Annotated in this window: 17 protein-coding genes and 1 pseudogene; 13 read left to right on the forward strand and 5 right to left on the reverse strand. The window is 71.7% G+C overall.

The window, feature by feature from the left end:
* Nucleotides 1-27 precede the first annotated feature (27 nt).
* From ACFRAR_RS15610 to ACFRAR_RS15620, 3 genes are all read right to left on the reverse strand, one after another.
* Complete coding sequence (locus tag ACFRAR_RS15610) at nucleotides 28-450, reverse strand: heme-binding protein (protein WP_380698592.1); 423 nt, start codon at nucleotides 448-450, stop codon at nucleotides 28-30.
* Nucleotides 451-497: 47 nt separating this feature from the next.
* Nucleotides 498-1700, reverse strand: a complete 1203-nt coding sequence (locus tag ACFRAR_RS15615) for an MFS transporter (RefSeq protein ID WP_380698593.1) — start codon at nucleotides 1698-1700, stop codon at nucleotides 498-500.
* A 227-nt stretch (nucleotides 1701-1927) separates the two neighbouring features.
* Entirely contained in the window at nucleotides 1928-2395 is a 468-nt protein-coding gene (locus tag ACFRAR_RS15620; protein WP_380698594.1) for a MarR family winged helix-turn-helix transcriptional regulator, read from the reverse strand.
* 332 nt (nucleotides 2396-2727) lie between these two features.
* Between ACFRAR_RS15620 and ACFRAR_RS15625 the strand changes: the two genes are divergently transcribed.
* From ACFRAR_RS15625 to ACFRAR_RS15645, 5 genes are all read left to right on the forward strand, one after another.
* Nucleotides 2728-3318 (forward strand): lytic polysaccharide monooxygenase, encoded by a 591-nt coding sequence (locus ACFRAR_RS15625; protein ID WP_380698595.1) that lies wholly within the window; start codon nucleotides 2728-2730, stop codon nucleotides 3316-3318.
* Between the two features lie 228 nt (nucleotides 3319-3546).
* Entirely contained in the window at nucleotides 3547-4644 is a 1098-nt protein-coding gene (locus ACFRAR_RS15630; RefSeq protein WP_380698596.1) for a chemotaxis protein, read from the forward strand.
* Between the two features lie 231 nt (nucleotides 4645-4875).
* Nucleotides 4876-6816: a glycerophosphodiester phosphodiesterase family protein gene (locus ACFRAR_RS15635; RefSeq protein WP_380698597.1), complete on the forward strand. Its 1941-nt coding sequence runs from the start codon at nucleotides 4876-4878 to the stop codon at nucleotides 6814-6816.
* A gap of 238 nt (nucleotides 6817-7054) precedes the next feature.
* Nucleotides 7055-8149 (forward strand): RICIN domain-containing protein, encoded by a 1095-nt coding sequence (locus ACFRAR_RS15640; protein WP_380698598.1) that lies wholly within the window; start codon nucleotides 7055-7057, stop codon nucleotides 8147-8149.
* 260 nt (nucleotides 8150-8409) lie between these two features.
* Nucleotides 8410-9384, forward strand: a complete 975-nt coding sequence (locus ACFRAR_RS15645; RefSeq protein WP_380698599.1) for an ArsR/SmtB family transcription factor — start codon at nucleotides 8410-8412, stop codon at nucleotides 9382-9384.
* On the opposite strand, the gene ACFRAR_RS15650 is transcribed toward ACFRAR_RS15645, so the two are convergent.
* Entirely contained in the window at nucleotides 9366-9563 is a 198-nt protein-coding gene (locus tag ACFRAR_RS15650; RefSeq protein ID WP_380698600.1) for a DUF397 domain-containing protein, read from the reverse strand. The genes ACFRAR_RS15645 and ACFRAR_RS15650 overlap by 19 nt on opposite strands.
* Before the next feature lies 1 nt (nucleotide 9564).
* Entirely contained in the window at nucleotides 9565-10425 is an 861-nt protein-coding gene (locus ACFRAR_RS15655) for a helix-turn-helix domain-containing protein (RefSeq protein ID WP_380698601.1), read from the reverse strand.
* Between the two features lie 227 nt (nucleotides 10426-10652).
* Here ACFRAR_RS15655 and ACFRAR_RS15660 point away from each other — a divergent pair, with 227 nt between their 5' ends.
* From ACFRAR_RS15660 to ACFRAR_RS15695, 8 genes and pseudogenes are all read left to right on the forward strand, one after another.
* Complete coding sequence (locus ACFRAR_RS15660) at nucleotides 10653-11021, forward strand: ATP-binding protein (protein ID WP_380698602.1); 369 nt, start codon at nucleotides 10653-10655, stop codon at nucleotides 11019-11021.
* Nucleotides 11018-11272 (forward strand): hypothetical protein, encoded by a 255-nt coding sequence (locus tag ACFRAR_RS15665; RefSeq protein ID WP_380698603.1) that lies wholly within the window; start codon nucleotides 11018-11020, stop codon nucleotides 11270-11272. Before ACFRAR_RS15660 ends, ACFRAR_RS15665 begins: the two co-directional genes overlap by 4 nt.
* Nucleotides 11273-11523: 251 nt before the next feature.
* A complete protein-coding gene (locus ACFRAR_RS15670) occupies nucleotides 11524-12042 on the forward strand; it encodes a DUF6879 family protein (protein ID WP_380698604.1) in 519 nt (172 codons plus the stop codon).
* A 13-nt stretch (nucleotides 12043-12055) separates the two neighbouring features.
* Complete coding sequence (locus ACFRAR_RS15675) at nucleotides 12056-12904, forward strand: helix-turn-helix domain-containing protein (protein WP_380698605.1); 849 nt, start codon at nucleotides 12056-12058, stop codon at nucleotides 12902-12904.
* A 133-nt stretch (nucleotides 12905-13037) separates the two neighbouring features.
* Entirely contained in the window at nucleotides 13038-13571 is a 534-nt protein-coding gene (locus ACFRAR_RS15680) for a hypothetical protein (protein ID WP_380698606.1), read from the forward strand.
* 64 nt (nucleotides 13572-13635) lie between these two features.
* Nucleotides 13636-13758, forward strand: coding sequence for a hypothetical protein (locus ACFRAR_RS15685; RefSeq protein WP_380698607.1), 123 nt, complete (start codon nucleotides 13636-13638; stop codon nucleotides 13756-13758).
* 33 nt (nucleotides 13759-13791) lie between these two features.
* Nucleotides 13792-14328, forward strand: a pseudogene (locus tag ACFRAR_RS15690) (CU044_5270 family protein); the annotation flags it as partial.
* A 310-nt stretch (nucleotides 14329-14638) separates the two neighbouring features.
* Nucleotides 14639-15853: a glycosyltransferase 87 family protein gene (locus ACFRAR_RS15695; protein ID WP_380698608.1), complete on the forward strand. Its 1215-nt coding sequence runs from the start codon at nucleotides 14639-14641 to the stop codon at nucleotides 15851-15853.
* Nucleotides 15854-15855 lie beyond the last annotated feature (2 nt).

Genomic DNA, 15855 nt, shown 5'->3' on the forward strand with positions numbered 1-15855 from the left:
GGACGGTCCGGGCGCGGGTGGCGCTGCTCACCGGCCGAGCCGGTCGAGCGCGGCGGCGGCGAAGGAGTGGTCCTGCTCGGGGGCGCCGCCGCCGACGCCGATGGCGCCGACGAGGCGGCCGTCGCGGTGGACCGGGATGCCGCCGGCGATGAACAGCAGCGGGCGGTCCAGCGCGGTGGGCAGGGTGTGGAACGGCCCGTCGGGCTTGACCAGGTCGACCAGGTCGGCGGTCGGGGCGTTCAGCTGGAGGGCGGTGTAGGCCTTGCGGGTGCTGGTCTCGCCGGAGATCAGCACGGCGCGGTCGTCGCGGCGGAAGGCGAGCAGGTGGCCGCCCGCGTCCAGGACGGTGACGCTGACCGTCACGCCGGCGGCCTCGGCGGCGGCGCGGGCGGTGTCGACCAGGCGCTCGGCGTCGGTGATCGTGAGCGGGGCGACGGCGGTGGTGCTCATGGTGGTGCTTCTCCCGGTGGTGGGGTGGGTTCCGGTCGGATCGATGGTCAGTGGCGCAGGGCGGCGTGGCGGGGAGCCGCGCTGGTGGTGACGGCCTCACGGGTGTGGTCGCGGCGCTCCAGGGCGGCGGACCAGAAGGCCAGCAGCAGGGCGGCGGCGGCGAGGACGGCGCCTACCCAGTTCGGGGCGGTGTAGCCGAGGCCGGCCGCGATCACCATGCCGCCGAGCCAGGCGGCCAGCGCGTTGCCGAGGTTGAAGGCGCCGATGTTGACGGCGGAGGCCAGGGTCGGGGCGCCGTGGGCCTGGTCCAGGACCCGCTTCTGCAGCGGGGGGACGGTGGCGAAGCCGAGGGCTCCGACCAGCAGGACGCTGACGGCGGCGAGGACCTTGTTGTGGGCGGTGAGGGTGAACAGCGCCAGCACCACGGCGAGGCCGCCGAGGGTGGTGTAGAGCATCGGCATCAGCTTGCGGTCGGCGTAGCGCCCGCCCAGCAGGTTGCCGAGGAACATGCCGACGCCGAACAGCACCAGCAGCCAGGTGACGGAGCCGTCGGCGTAGCCGGCGACGTTGGTCATCATCGGGGCGATGTAGGTGATCGCGGCGAAGACCCCGCCGAAGCCGAGCACGGTCATCGCCATCGCGAGCAGCACCTGGGGGTTGCGGAAGGCGGTGAGCTCGCGGCGCAGGTGGGCGCCCTCGGCGCGGGGCATGGCGGGGACGAGCTTGGCGATGCCGAGCAGGCCGATCACGCCGAGCGCGGCGACGCCGGCGAAGGTGGTCCGCCAGCCGACGGCCTGGCCGATGTAGGTGCCCAGCGGGACGCCGACGATGTTGGCGACGGTCAGCCCGGTGAACATGGTGGCGATGGCGCCGGCCTTCTTCTGCGGGGCGACGAGGTCGGCGGCGACGACGGAGCCGATGCCGAAGAAGGCGCCGTGGGCCAGCGAGGTCACGATGCGCCCGGCCAGCATCACGGGGAAGGACGGGGCGGCCGCGGAGAGCAGGTTCCCGGCGACGAACAGGCCCATCAGCAGCATGAGCATGGTCTTGCGGCTGATCCTGGTGCCGAGGACGGTCATCAGCGGGGCGCCGACGACCACGCCGAGGGCGTAGCCGGTGACCAGCAGGCCCGCATTGGGGATGGAGACGCCGTAGTCGCCGGCGATCTGGGGCAGGAGTCCCATGATCACGAACTCGGTGGTCCCGATCCCGAATGCGCCGATGGCCAGGGCGATGAGAGCGAGAGGCATGGGCCCGAACCCTTCTGTGATTGCTTGAGCTAGCGCCTTGCGTGCTTAAACAATAGTTGCAGACGCGCGATAAGTGCAAGCGCGGATATGGTGCATGCGCTCACAGCGATCGGGTGAAGGGTCCTGCGAGGCGGTGGAACGCGACCGGGCCCGGCCCGTCCCGACCGCGTGCGGCGGTCGGGACGGGCCGGGCCCGGGGGAGTGGGCGGCGCGGGCGCCGGCCGGGGTCAGCGGGTGGGCGGGAGGACGTCCACGGCCTCGACCGCGCGCACCAGCGAGGCGAGCTCGGGGGTGCGGGCGGCCTCGTCGAGCGCCTCGCGCAGCGCGGCGTCGCTGGTCGGCCGGGCCTCCTCCAGGAGCTTCAGGCCGTCCTGGCTCACGTTGGTGTAGATGCCGCGGCGGTCGGTCGGGCACAGGTAGCGCGACAGCAGCCCGCGGTCCTCCAGCCGGGTGACCAGGCGGGTGGTGGCGCTCTGGCTCAGCACGACCGCGTCGGCGACCTGCTTCATCTGCAGGTGCCCGCCCACTCCGTCGTGCTGGCGGCTGAGCACGTCGAGCAGCGAGTACTCGCGCACGCTCAGGTCGTGCTTGGCCTGCAGGGCGCGTTCGATGTGCGACTCGATCCTGCCGTGCAGGAGGGACAGGGCGCCCCAGCCGTTGGCGAGGGCGGTGAGCGCGGGGTCCGTGGCGGTCATGGGGCCCGGCCTCCTTCCAGATGTGGCTAGCCTCCAGGATAGGCCATGAACTGAAATATCGGCTAGAGCCTGTATGCCGCTCATGCAAGCAATCTTCCCGTGGGGGCGCGGGCGGGGCGCCGGGATGGAATGCCGGACGGTGCCCAGTATCCACAAGGGTTTGGCGCAAATGGTTCAGACCATTGACGCAGGGGGAAAGCAGATCCTACGGTGTCGGGCAACCGGTCTGGCGCGGGCATGCCATGTCTCGGGCAGACCGCCGTGCGCACCCCCACGCGCACGCGCACGCCCGCGCCGGGCGCACACTCCATCCACCCCCACGGAGGAGCACCATGCGCAAGCGCCACCTGATCGCGACCGCCATGGCCGCGATAGCCCTGCCGATCGCGGCGGCCCTGCCCGCCCAGTCGCACGGCTTCATCAACCTGCCGCCGAGCCGTTCCGCGCTCTGCGGCGCCAACGCCGTCCCGTGGGACTGCGGCGACATCCAGTGGGAGCCGCAGAGCGTCGAGGGCCCCAAGGGCTTCCCGAGCCGCGGCCCGGCCGACGGCACCATCTGCGCCGGCGCCGACGCCCGCTGGGCCCCGCTGGACAACCCCCGCGGCGGCGCCTGGCCGACCACCAAGGTGACGGCGGGCCAGCAGCTCAACTTCACCTGGAACATCGAGGCCCGGCACTCCACCACCAACTTCCGGTACTTCCTGACCAAGCCCGGCTACGACGCCAGTCAGCCGATCACCCGCGCCTCCCTGGACCTGACCCCGTTCCTGACCGTCCCCTACAACGGCCGCCAGCCCGCCGCCACCACCGTCCACACCGCGACGCTGCCCACCGGCCGCACCGGCCACCAGGTGGTCGTCGCCGTCTGGGACGTCGCCGACACCGGCAACGCCTTCTACTCCTGCACCGACGTGCAGTTCTGACGGCCACGGCCACCGCGACGGCCCCGCCCCCTCCCCGGGGCGGGGCCGTCGCCCCCTCCTCCCGCAGCCTCCGCGCCCGATCCGCCCCCAGCCCTCCGCGCCTGACCCGCCCCCTCGTGCTCGCGCGCGCCGCCGAAGCCGCAAATAGGTACATTTGCGACATTCGCCAGCAGTGCCAGGCCCCGCGCGTCCACGAAAGAAGGCCGACCGCCTTCGGAAAGGGTCTTTATGCGCCCCGACCTCAGCCCCGCCGTCCTCGCCGAGCTGCGCCGCCCGCGCCCCTATCCGGCGGTGTCGATCCTGATGCCGACCCACCGGCGGGAACCGGACAACACCCAGGACCCGGTCCGGCTGCGCAACCTGATCGCCGAGGCGAAGGAACGGGTCCAGGCCGACCCGAAGGTCTCCCGCGCCGACCGCATCGACGTGCTGGAGCAGCTCGACCGGGCCCTCACCGAGGTCGACCTCGTCCACGCCGAGGACGGCCTGGCGATCTTCGCCGCCCCCGGCGAGCACCAGGTCTGGTCACTCGGGCGCACCGCCCCCGCCCGGGTGGTCCTCTCCGACACCTTCCTGACCCGCAACCTGGTCGCCGCCCACGCCGCCGAGCGCCCGCACTGGGTCCTCGCCGTCGCCGCCGACAAGGTGGTGCTGTGGGGCGGCACCCAGGAGCGGGTCACCGAGGACAAGGCCCACGGCTTCCCGCTGACGCGCGTCTTCGACAACCCCGACCCCGAGCGCCAGGAGCAGATCGGCGACACGCCCAGCACCTTCCGCGACGAGGCCACCAAGACCTTCCTGCGCCAGGCCGACACCGAGGTCGGCAAGCTGCTGGCCGCCGCCCCCCGCCCGCTGTACGTGGTCGGCGAGGCCGCCGCCCTCGCCCTGCTGGACGCCGTCGGCCCGATCGCCAAGGAGTCCGCCGCCCAGCTGCCGCACGGCGGACTGGCCCAGGCCGACGCCGAGACCGTCCGCAAGGTGGTCGAGCCCGCCGTGCGCGCCCAGGCCGAGCGCGAGGTCGCCGAGGGCCTGGAACGGCTCGACAGGGCCCGCGGCGCCCAGCAGTTCGCCGCAGGCCTGGACGAGGTCTGGCAGAGCGTCGGCGAGGGCCGGATCGACCGCCTGGTGGTCGAGGAGAACTTCCGCGCCACCGTCCGCGACGACGGCGAGCACCTCGTGCCCGCCGAGGCCGGCCGGGAAGGCGCCCGCGAGGACATCGTCGACGAGGTCATCGAACACACCCTGGAGACCGGCGGCCGGGTCGTCTTCGTCCCCGACGACACCCTCGCCGACAGCGGCCGCGTCGCCGCCGCCCTGCGCTACTGACCGCCCCTCACCCGGCCGCACACCCCGGGGCCGTCGCACAGGGCGACCAAGGAACCGCACCACCCACCCCGCGCCGCCCGTCCGCCGGGCCCGCCATCCGCACCCGTACGGAAACGAACCGGCCAACCAGCGCAACGAACACGCCACCGTCGCGAACCGCACGCGCAATGGTCACGAACGGTTCCCGGACTCGTGGCATCCGGTTAGGCAACCCTCCCTAGCCTGCCGCGCATGACACAGAGTCACCGCCCCCGCGCACCCCGCCGCACCGGCCTGCTCGCCGCCGCCGTCGCCGCCTCGCTCACCCTGACCGCCGTCGCCCTGAACACCCCGAGCGCCGTGTCCGCCGAACCCGCACCCGCCGCCGCCGCGGCCGCCACCCCGGCCCCCGGCGAGGTCGTCCTCGACGAGCACTTCACCGGCACCGCCCTGCCCACCGGCTTCACCGCCGTCGAAGGCGACTGGAAGGTCGAGAACGGACGCCTCGTCGGCACCTCCGCCAACTCCGGCCAGCAGAGCCGGATCACCTTCGGCCGCCACCTCGACGACTTCCGCATCGAGGCCACCGCCCGCTTCGAGACCGCCCAGGACAGCGCCCGCTGGACCGCGCTCGGCCTCGACGTCCCCGCCGACGGCGCCACCCCCTGGTCCATCGCCACCATGCGCACCGGCACCACCGCCGCCAACGGCCTCGAATTCGCCCAGCGCACCACCGCCAACGCCTGGAACGTCACCAACACCGCCGCCGCCCCCACCGCCGCCGGCACCGGCCGCGACGTGCGCATCGCCGCCGAGGTCCACGGCACCACCGCCCGCTGGATCTTCGACGGCAAGGAGGCCATGCGCACCACCCAGGTCGCCCGCACCGCCGGCGGCGGCCAGGCGCTCGTCGTCAACGGCGCCAAGGTCTCCTTCGCCGACCTCAAGATCACCGCCCTCGCCCCCGGCGGCTGGCTGCGCCCGGCCGGCTCCCCGCTGACCGTCTTCGCCCACCGCGGCGCCTCCTCCGCCGCCCCCGAGAACACCCTGGTCTCCGACGAGATCGCCCGCCGCGGCGGCGCCGAGTGGATCGAGAACGACGTCCAGCCCAGCAAGGACGGCGTCCCCTACGTCCTGCACGACGACACCGTCGACCGCACCACCGACGGCAAGGGCCGCATCCGCGACCTGACCGCCGCCCAGCTCGACACCCTGGACGCCGGCTCCTGGTTCGGCCCGGTCTACGCCGGCACCCGCATCCCCACCCTCGCCGCCCAGCTGGAGGACCTGCGCACCCGCGGCGGCAACCTGCTGCTGGAGATCAAGGGCAAGCACAGCCGCGACGAGGTCGCCCGGATCGTCAAGGAGGTGCGCGACCACAAGATGACCGGCCGGGTCTTCGTCCAGAGCTTCGAGGTCGACGCCCTGCGCCACACCCGCGAACTGGCCCCCGAACTGCCGCTGGGCCTGCTGCGCGGCGACCTCGACGCCGACCCGGTCGCCATCTCCAGGGAACTCGGCCTGTCCGCCTACAACCCCTCCGACGGCGGCCTGTCCGCGCGCCCCAACGTGGTGAAGGACCTGCACGCGGCCGGCGTCGCCGTCAACGTCTGGACGGTCGACTCCGCCGCCCGCTGGAAGGCCCTGGAGGCCGCCGGCGTCGACGGCGTCATCACCAACCGCCCGGCCGAGCTGGCCGGCTGGAACAGCGCCTGGAGCCAGGGCGGCGCCCCCGTCCAGCCCGCCGCGCCCACCGTCGCGATAACCTCCCCGGCCGCCGGCACCACCCTCGACCGCGCCCAGCGCCCGGTGGCCGCCGTCCAGGCGAGCGGCGCCGACACCGTCCGCCTCACCCTGGACGGCAAGGAGCTGGCGCCCGGCACCGCCCTGGACACCACCGCCCTCGCCCTCGGCAAGCACACCCTGCGCGCCGAGGCGAACGGCGCCGGCGGCCGCGCCGAGACCACCGCCGAGTTCACCGTCGCCGCCACCCCCACCGGCCTGGCCGCCCTGGTGCTCACCTCCGGCGCCGACCGCAACGCCGTCGCCACACTGACCGTGATGCTCGGCCAGGGCCAGTACCAGCCGCTCGCCCAGTGGGCCGAGAACCAGTCCGGCCGCGGCGTGGCCGCCGACCGGGCCGCGCTGATCGCCGCCGACGCCCGCGCCCTGGACACCGCCGCCCGTAGCTGACGTCCCGCCCGGCACCCCCTTCGTGGCCCCGTACCGCCCGTCCGCGGTACGGGGCCACCGTCCGTGCATCCGGCGGTAGACGATCGATCAACGCCGCCGGGCCCCCGCGCGGCGGCGCCCTCCCGATCCGCCCGCCGCGCCGTCCATCACCCGTCTGCCCCGGCACGCCAGAGTCGGGCCCGTTCCCGACACGGGCAGCCGGAAGGCGCCCGGCAGACGACTCCCGGAAAGACGCCCCATGATGCTTCGCAAGGTACTCGGAACCGTGGCCGCCGCCGTCACGGCCGCCGCCGGCCTCACCCTCGTCACGCCGACCACGGCCTCCGCCGACATCACCACCGGGGTGGAGTGCCGCCAGTTCGTCGGCGGGATCAGCACGCCCATCGCGCGGGCGGGCACCATCACGCCCAGGAGCGGGGAAGGGGGCTGGGGCTCCGAGGCGGGCTCGCTGCTCGGCGGCGTCTTCTCGGGCGCCCAGTTCATCAAGTCGCTCATCGACGAGGCCAACAAGGCCGCCCAACTCCGCGAGAACCAGGCCGGGTTCATCGAGAGCCTGGAGAAGAAGCTGGAGTACCTCACCAAGGGCGAGTACAACATCAGCATCGTCCGCTCGGGCAAGGGCTTCGCGGAGAACGTCCTCCAGAAGTCCAGCTGCTTCGGCACCGTCCAGTACGAGGGCTCCGAGGAGAAGGCCCTGTACGACGTGTACGTCTTCGACTCCGACGGCCAGGTGTGGAGCAACAGCGGCAACTACGGCTACCAGAACTGGCGGCACTACGGGTTCACCCACTCCACCGGCACGGCGGGCAGCACCAGCGACAAGTACACCTACTGGTTCCCCACCACCCTCCAGAAGTCCGCCCACGACGCGGCGGACGCCCGCAACCGCGGGTCGGCCGGAAAGCCCGCCCACGGCAAGGTGGTCTCGCTGATCTCCGACAACGGCCTCGCGGTCGACCTCGCGGACGGCAAGAACTTCGCCGGGAACAAGATCTGGGCGTACGGGCCGAACGGCTCCGAGGCCCAGAAGTGGGTGCTGTGGGACAAGGGCAACGGCAACTGGCAGATCGAGACCGACCTCCGCGGCAGGATGCTGATGGACGTCATCCCCAACGACTGGCACACCCACCTGGTGTCGGACAACGGCGGCACCAACCAGCTCTGGCGCTTCGAGGACTACGGCAACGGCTGGTACCGCGTCCGCGGCGTCTACAACATGCAGAACGGCTACCCCAACGGCGGCTGCCTGACCGCCGACTCCCAGGGCGCCCAGCTGGCCGCGTGGAACTGCGACCGGGGCATGGGCGGCGGCCAGCTCTGGAAGCTGACCTAGGACCGGGCCCGGCAGGCGGTCACGCCCCCGGCCCCCTGCCGGACCCTCGGCCCCGTACCGCCCGTCGGCGGTACGGGGCCACCGGCCTTCCCCGGCCGACTGTCGCCGCACCGGCCGTCCGTCGCCGCCCCGGGCACCCCCGTGGCCCGGGCCGGCCCTCCCCGAGGCTGGTCGATGCGGTGAATACAGGAAACGCCACGCCGGTCGACCGGTCGAATGATTCGATTTATTTCGAATCGGCTGGCGGAGGAGGGGTGTTCGTGATCCGGATCCGGCTCGGGTCCCGGGGGCTGGGAGGCGTCAGGTTCGCGGTCTCGCCGGTGGGCTCCGCCAAGGACCTGCTGCGGCTGGTCGGAAACAGCCCGGGCACCCTGACCCCGGCATGGCGGGCCAGGGTCACGGAGGCACTGGCCCGGCACCGGCTCGGGCTGCTGGCGGTGGTCGGCGGGGGAGGGCCGCTCGGCTACGCCCCGGACTTCATCCGGCCGGAGCCACCGGCGTCCCTGACCGACATCGACACGGGGCTCCACCAGATCGCGACGACCCCGCACGAGCGGATCCGCTACGAGCTGGAGGAGGCCGTCAACGGCCATGCCTGGGACCCCGGTTCCGGCCGTCCGGCGCCGACGCGGCTCCTGCGGGCCCTGGACCGGGGGGAGGAGCACTTCGCGCACAGGCTGGCGGACGAGATGTCGCGGTTCTGGCACACGGCGCTGGAGTCGTCCTGGCCGGCCATCCGGGCCCGGCTGGAGGCCGATGTCGCGGCGCGGGCCTCGGAGATCGTGCGGTGCGGGCTCGGTGAGACCCTGAACGGGCTGGCCCCGAACTTGGAGTGGCGGGACGGGGAGCTGGTCGTGCACTTCCGTACGGAGAGCATCCACCAGCTGACGCTCGACGCGGACGCGGTGATCCTGACGCCGAGCGTGTTCGTCGACTGGGCGCTGTTCTGCGCGGGGGAGCCGCCGGGTACGCCGGCGCCGCGCACTCCGCTGATCGTCTATCCGGCCGCGCAGGTGGATTGCCTGCCGCCGGCGCGGGAAAGTTCGCTGATCGGCGCGACACGGCAGAAGCTGCTGGCGGAGCTGGGGCAGCCGCGTACGACGACGGAGGTCGCGAGGAGGTTGTACTTGAGCCCGGCGACGGTGTCGTACCACCTGCAGATCCTGCACCGGGCCGGGCTCGTGAGCCGGGCCCGGCGGTCGCGGGAGGTGCTGTATCAGCGGACGGGAGGGTAGTCGAACTCGTTGGCCTTGAAGGCGAGGAGGAGGTCGGCGAGGGCGGTGGGGGTGGTGCGGAGGATGAGGTGGCCTTCGTCGGACTCCCGGAGTTCGATGGCCCTGCCGCTGGTTCTGACCTCTACGCAGTTATCGCCTGAGCTGCTAAAGGATGACTTCTGCCAATTGCTCTGGAGCATCCTAGTCCTTCAAATTCCGGGCAACCTGGTCGATGAGGTCGCGTGATTCGACATCCGTAAGCGCCGCACGTTCGATACGGCCGATGATGGTGCGAAATGTCCCGAGCTCGCTTGGGGCATCAAAGAAAAGCGGCCCTCGCGAGGTCTCCGTCTCAACCGTATCAAGCTCTGGAACCTCCCCGAAGCTGTAGATGACGTTCTCGATCGCGCCCGGGTAGGTGTCCACATCGAACGGGACCACGCGGATGCTGACGTTCTCTCTGTAGGAGTCGTCGACCAGGCAACCGAGCTGCTCCCGAAGGGCCTTGGTGCCACCGAATCGCGTGTGAAGGCAGGACTCGTAGATGTAAGCCTCCAGGTTCTTCCGGGGGCTTCGAGCGAGGAGGTTCTTGCGCTGCGTTCGGAACGCCGTGTGCAGGTCGATCTCGTGGATCGTAAGCCCTGGAATTACTCGACCGAAGATGCCCTTCGCGTAGTCGCTGGTTTGCAGGAGTCCCGGAAGGAAGGCCGAACTCCAGACCTTTATGGTCCCCGAGGCGAAGTCTTCATGTTCGGCGGATTCGAGGAAAGTGCTGGGCAGCAGGCCGCGGTAGTCCTCCCACCACCCCTTGGTCCGGTCCTGTGTCATGTTGCCCAAGGCCTCGATCAGAGGGGTGTTGAGGCACTTGCACGCATTGGCGATCGCTCGGAGGCGCTGGCGGCTGACGCCTACCTTGCCGGACTCCATCTGGCTGATCTGGCTCACATCGATGTCGAGGATCCTGGCGAGCTGCGGACCGCTGAGGGCCGCAGCCTCGCGAATCCTCCGAAGCTCGGCACCGAGCCGGCGTTGCCTCAGCGTTGGGTGGCGGCGTGGCGGCATTCGTTCGTCCTTACGTGGAGTTGGTCAAGTTTGACGTTTGGCAGGTGTGTCGGTCCACCGGCGGCATGCGGGTCCCACGTCCGGGTGATGTCTCCGAGCATGAGTACCACATATGAAACTCTTGCTGTAGCGTCGATATCCAATGGACCGTCAGCAACGCCTGCTGGCAAGGCTCGCGGCGACATGCCCGCCGGTTCCTCCCCACTCACGCCTCGGGAGAACTCCCCATGCGTCACATCAACACCCCCACCATCGCCATCGCCCGCCAGACCCTCCACGCCACCATGACCCGCATCGGCTGGCCGCCCGCCGTCATCTCCGACGCGCAGCTCGCCCTCGTCGAACTCCTGGTCAACGCCTGGCGCCACGCGGACACCCCGGCGCCACTCGTCGGGATCATCTCCGACAGCGGCAACCTCCGGGTCTCCGTCACCGACGAGAGCCCGGTCCTCCCCTCCACCCAACCCCTCTCCCTCCTCGCCGAGTCCGGCCGGGGCCTCCAGCTCGTCGCCGGCCTCACCCACCGCTGGGGCGTCGACCCCCACGAGCGCGCCAAATCCGTGTGGTTCGAGCTGGACGGAGCGGCCCACCGATGACCAGCAGCCCCTTCCCGATGCTGCCGACCGACCCCCGGATCCGGCACTACACCGACGACCACATCCGCAGCCTCCTCGCCGAAGTCCAGGAGCGCGGGCGGAAGTTCGGGCTGATCTTCCCCTCCGCCGACACCGACCAGACCATCGACGGACGCGTCCTCGTCCGCTTCAACACCGCTCCCGCCTCAACTCTCCTCAACCTCCTCGTCCTCCTCCTCGACGCCGAACGCGCCTCCCCGTGCGGTTCCTGATCGGGACAGTCTTTGCTGTCCTCCTCGCCCTGGCGCTCTCCACCCTCGCCCTGGGCGTGGTCACCCTCCTCCGCACGGCCCCGCCGCCCGACGAGGACCCCTGACCCGTCGCCCCCCGCCGCCCCGCGCGCCGGGGGCTGCGGCGCTGCTCCTTCACGCCCTCGACGCCCCCTTCACCGATCGAGGTCAAGGTCATGAAACTGTGTGGAATCCACTCTGGTTCCCCCGGCCGGACAGTGAGGTCAACGACGGTGGCAACAGCGGTTCGTGAGCAACTCGCGAAAGCGCGGCGCTCGGCGGCGCATCTGGAGATGCGGGATAGCTACATGCTGGACGACCCCGAGTTCATCGCCTGGCAGCAGGGCAAGCGGCTCGATCCGGTGGACCGCGAGTCGTGGTGGCGGTCGTGGCTCGACGTGGTGGCCGAGGCGACCGGCCGGGGGGTCGCCATGCGCCGCCTGCGTGTCGTCTCCGAGCCGGTGACCGACTACATCCGCTACGAGTACGACGTGACGTTCCCGAACGTCGCGGCGGGAGAGGACGTGCGGTGGCTGCCGCGATCCCGCGCCGGTGACCTGCTCCTGCCCGGCCTGGACGGCTGGGTGATGGACGACGAGGTGGTGATCCTCCACCACTTCACCGGGGCCGGGCAGTGGGCCGGGGCCGGCATGGAGGTCCGGACCGATCCCGAGCTGGCCAAGCGGTACCTGGCGGCCTACGAGGCGGCCTGGGAACGGGCGACGCCGCACGCGGAGTACCGTCCCGCCTGACCAGTCACCGTCCATGGCCGTCCCGGCATCCTCAAGTGTCCAGCGTGCCCGCCAGGATCTCGCCGACCGGCTCGGCGATATCCAGCGGCATGCCGGGCTGACCGGGCGTGACCTGGCCGCGGCGTGCGGCTGGTACCCGTCCAAGGTCTCCCGCCTGCTGAACGCCCGCACACCGCCGTCGGAGGACGACATCCGGCGGTGGTGCCGCGCTTGCGGGGCCGATGACCGCGCGCCGGACTTGATCGCCTCCCTGCGCGCCGTCGAAGGCATGTTCATCGAGTGGCGACGCATGGAGCGTGCCGGCCTCAAAGCCGCTCAAGAGGCCAGGCTTCCGTTGTACGAGCGAACGCATCGGTTTCGGTCGTACTCGTCCTGGCTGGTCCCCGGCCTGATCCAGACGCCGGGGTATACGACTGCCGCTCTTCAAGCTGTCCAACAGCGCCGAGGGCTCGTTGACGACGTGCCGGCGGCTGTGGCCGCCCGCATGCGGCGCCAGCAGGTGCTGTACGAGGGCGACCGGCGGTTCGCCTTCCTGGTCGAGGAGTCCGTGCTGCGCTGCGGGATCGGCGGCGGCGTTGTCATGCGCGACCAACTGCACCATCTGACGACAGTTGGATCACTTCCCAACGTGAGCTTGGGAGTTGTTCCGATGCGTCCCGACCGGACGCGCTGGCCGACTGAGGGCTTCTGGATCTTCGACAGTGCACAGGTGAACGTGGAACTGGTCTCCGGCTACCTCACCATCACCCAACCGAGCGAGATCGCGATGTACGCCGAAACGTTCGGCGAACTGGCCGAGTTGGCCGTCTACGGGACGGCCGCCCGTGAACTGATCACCGATGCCGCCGCGCTGCTCGGGTGATCCCTTGTAATCGGCGTGGAATCCCATAGAACTTCATGGCGGCGTTCGCGACCCGCTCCGTACCTTCCTGTTGACGGGTCAGTCCCGTCGGCTCGCCGTGGCGGGTCAGGCACCACGCGATAGGGGCACCACGGTGGAGACGTTCGATCGGGCGAGGCTGGACACGTTCTTCGGCCGCATCGTCCGGGAGTTCACCCCGGCACAGCGGCCGACCTCCGTTCTGGTCACCCATCTGCTTCCCGACGGCCACCTCGCGCCGCGCCTGCGCACACCGCACACCGACGTGATCGACCACCTGGACGCGCACCCGGGCGAGTACGACGTCCTCTACTCGGTCTTCGGCGGCTTCGACTTCGCCGACCCCCGCCGGCTGCTGCCCGCCGCCGCCCGCGCCCTGCGCCCCGGCGGGCTGCTCGCCGCCTCCACCCTGGGCCACTACGTCGGTGGAGCGCCCGCCGAGCCGGACGTCCGGCACGCCGACATCCCGGCCCGTACCCCGGACGGCACTGCGACGACGATGCGTCGCTGGGTCCTCCAGGAGCACGTCTGGACGAAGCTGCTGGACGAGGCCGGGTTCACCGGGATCAGCATCGAGCGGCTCCCTCCGGCCAATTCCGGCGCGCGCTCGGCCGACACGCTGCTCGTCCGGGCCCACCGGCACCGGTGAGGAACCCCGAGTCGCTCACCCCGAGACAGCAGGTGAGGAGCCGGGCAACCCGAACCCAGTGGGCGTGGCAGTTGGCCGCAACCACCGGCGCCATCGCGCCCGCTCCGACACGGCGCCGGCCTCGACCCTCCTCAACCTCCTCGTCCCCTTCCCCGACGCCGAGCGCGACTCCCCGTGCGACTCCTGATCGGGACGGCCCCCGCCGCGCCGCCGCCCGACGAGGACCCCTGACCCGCCGCCCCGCCGCCTCCCGCCCCCGCGTGTCGCGGGCGGCGGCTGGCTGGCCCCCGCCCCGGGCCACGCCGGCATCGGCACCTACGCCTACGCCGCCAACCTGCCGACCGACCCGGAGGCGCTCCTGGCCAAGACCCATGCCGACACCGCAGGCCAGGGGCCCAGCCCCGACGAGGAGGCGTTCTCGGCCATCGGTGACATCCTGCGCGAGCAGAAGATCGCCCCACCCGCGGTCAGCGCCGCGCTCTACCGGGCGGCCGCGAAGATCCCCGGAGTCAGGGTGGTCGACACGGTGACCGACGCCGTCGGCCGGGCCGGCGTCGCCGTCGCGCTGCGGCGCACCGGCGGGCGGACCGAGTCCCAGTGGATCTTCGACCGCGCCGACTACGCCTTCCTCGGCGAGCGGGACGTCGCCACCGAGAGCTTCGCCACCGACGGCGGGACCTTCGAGAAGGGCGACGTCACCGGCCAGACGGCCTTCCTCGTCCGCGCCGTCGTCGACGAGCCCGGCGTTCGCCCGTAGCGGGAGGAAGCGGCGGGCACCGCACGACGGTCCCCGGGTTCCGGCCACCGATGCGGGCACGAGACCGGGGGCCGATCGCCGGCGGCCGCCCGCGGGCCGCCCTCGGGCCGGGTGCCGGTCGAGTCGCGGGAGGCCTCCGGGGGGTCGGTTAGGGTGGGTAGGCCCAGACGCTGACGACGCAACGATCTGGACTATCTCCAGGGGGTCTCTCGCGGTGCGCACGTTCGGTCTCAAGCCGTGGGCACGACGAGTGGAAACCGAGGGGACCGGCGACGCTCCGGCGCCTGGGGGATCCAGATCCTGGACCGTCATGGCGGCCTGCGGGGCGGCGGTGTCACTGGCGGTGTTCGCGATCGTGCGTCACTTCCACGGGGCGACGATGGTCGACATGCTCGTCTACCGGGCCGAGGGCGCCGCCGTCGTCAACGGCGAAGACCTGTACGCGATGCGGCTGCCGGGGTGGGACCTGCCGGCCACCTACCCGCCCTTCGCCGCGATGCTCTTCGTCCCGAGCACCTGGTTCGACGTCAGCACGCTGCGGGTCCTGGTGATGCTGTCCAACTTCGCCCTGCTCGCTCTGGCCGTCCACCTGTCCTTCCGTCTGGCCGGCTGGCCGCGTGAGCGTCACCGCTCGGCCGCCGTCCTCCTGGCGACAGGCCTCGGCGTCTGGCTGGAGCCGGTGTACACCACCTTCCAGTACGGCCAGGTCAACCTCGGCATCCTCTGCCTGGTCCTGTGGGATCTGACCCGTCAGGACAAGAACCGGTTCAAGGGCGTGGGCATCGGCCTGGCCACGGCCATCAAGATCACACCGGGCCTGTTCGCGGTGTACCTGCTCCTGACGGGCCGCGTCAGGGCCGCCCTGGTCTCGGGAGGCACGTTCCTCGCGGCCGGTCTGGTCGGCGCCCTCGTACTGCCCGACGCCTCCTACGGGTTCTGGACCGAGTACCTCTGGGATCCGAGCCGTGTCGGCGTCACGGTCCTCATGGACAACCAGTCGCTCCGCGGAGCGGTCTGCCGGCTCCTCGACGTCAACGACCCGGGCCTGATCGGCTTCGCCGCCTCCGCTGTCGTCGGGACGCTCGGCATCGCCGTGGCCGTCCTCGTCGGGCGCTCCGCCCGCGTGCTGCGCCGAGCCGACGCCTGGGGCGCCGTCTGCACCGCTCTCACCGCGCTGCTGGTCTCACCGATCAGCTGGACGCACCACTGGGTCTGGTGCATTCCCCTCATCGCGCTCCTGGCCGTGGAGGCGAGGACGAGGGCGCGGCGGGTGCTGCTCTGCGTCACGCTGGCGGTGTTCCTCTCCCACGCCATGTGGATCCCGCCTCATCGCTGGGGACGCGGTGTCGCCTGGTACTGGCAGTTGCCCGGCTCGATCTACCCGCCCCTGGGCATCGCCGTTCTCGTCGTGGTCGGGGCCACGCTGTACCGCGCACGGCGTCAGGCCGACGTCGGGTTCCGAGAAGGCTGGACTTCCCCGCACGACAGGACCGATCGCGACGCCGCGCTGACGAATCAGACGTGACA

The organism is Kitasatospora sp. NPDC056651 (genome assembly GCF_042792155.1).
Lineage (GTDB): Bacteria > Actinomycetota > Actinomycetes > Streptomycetales > Streptomycetaceae > Kitasatospora.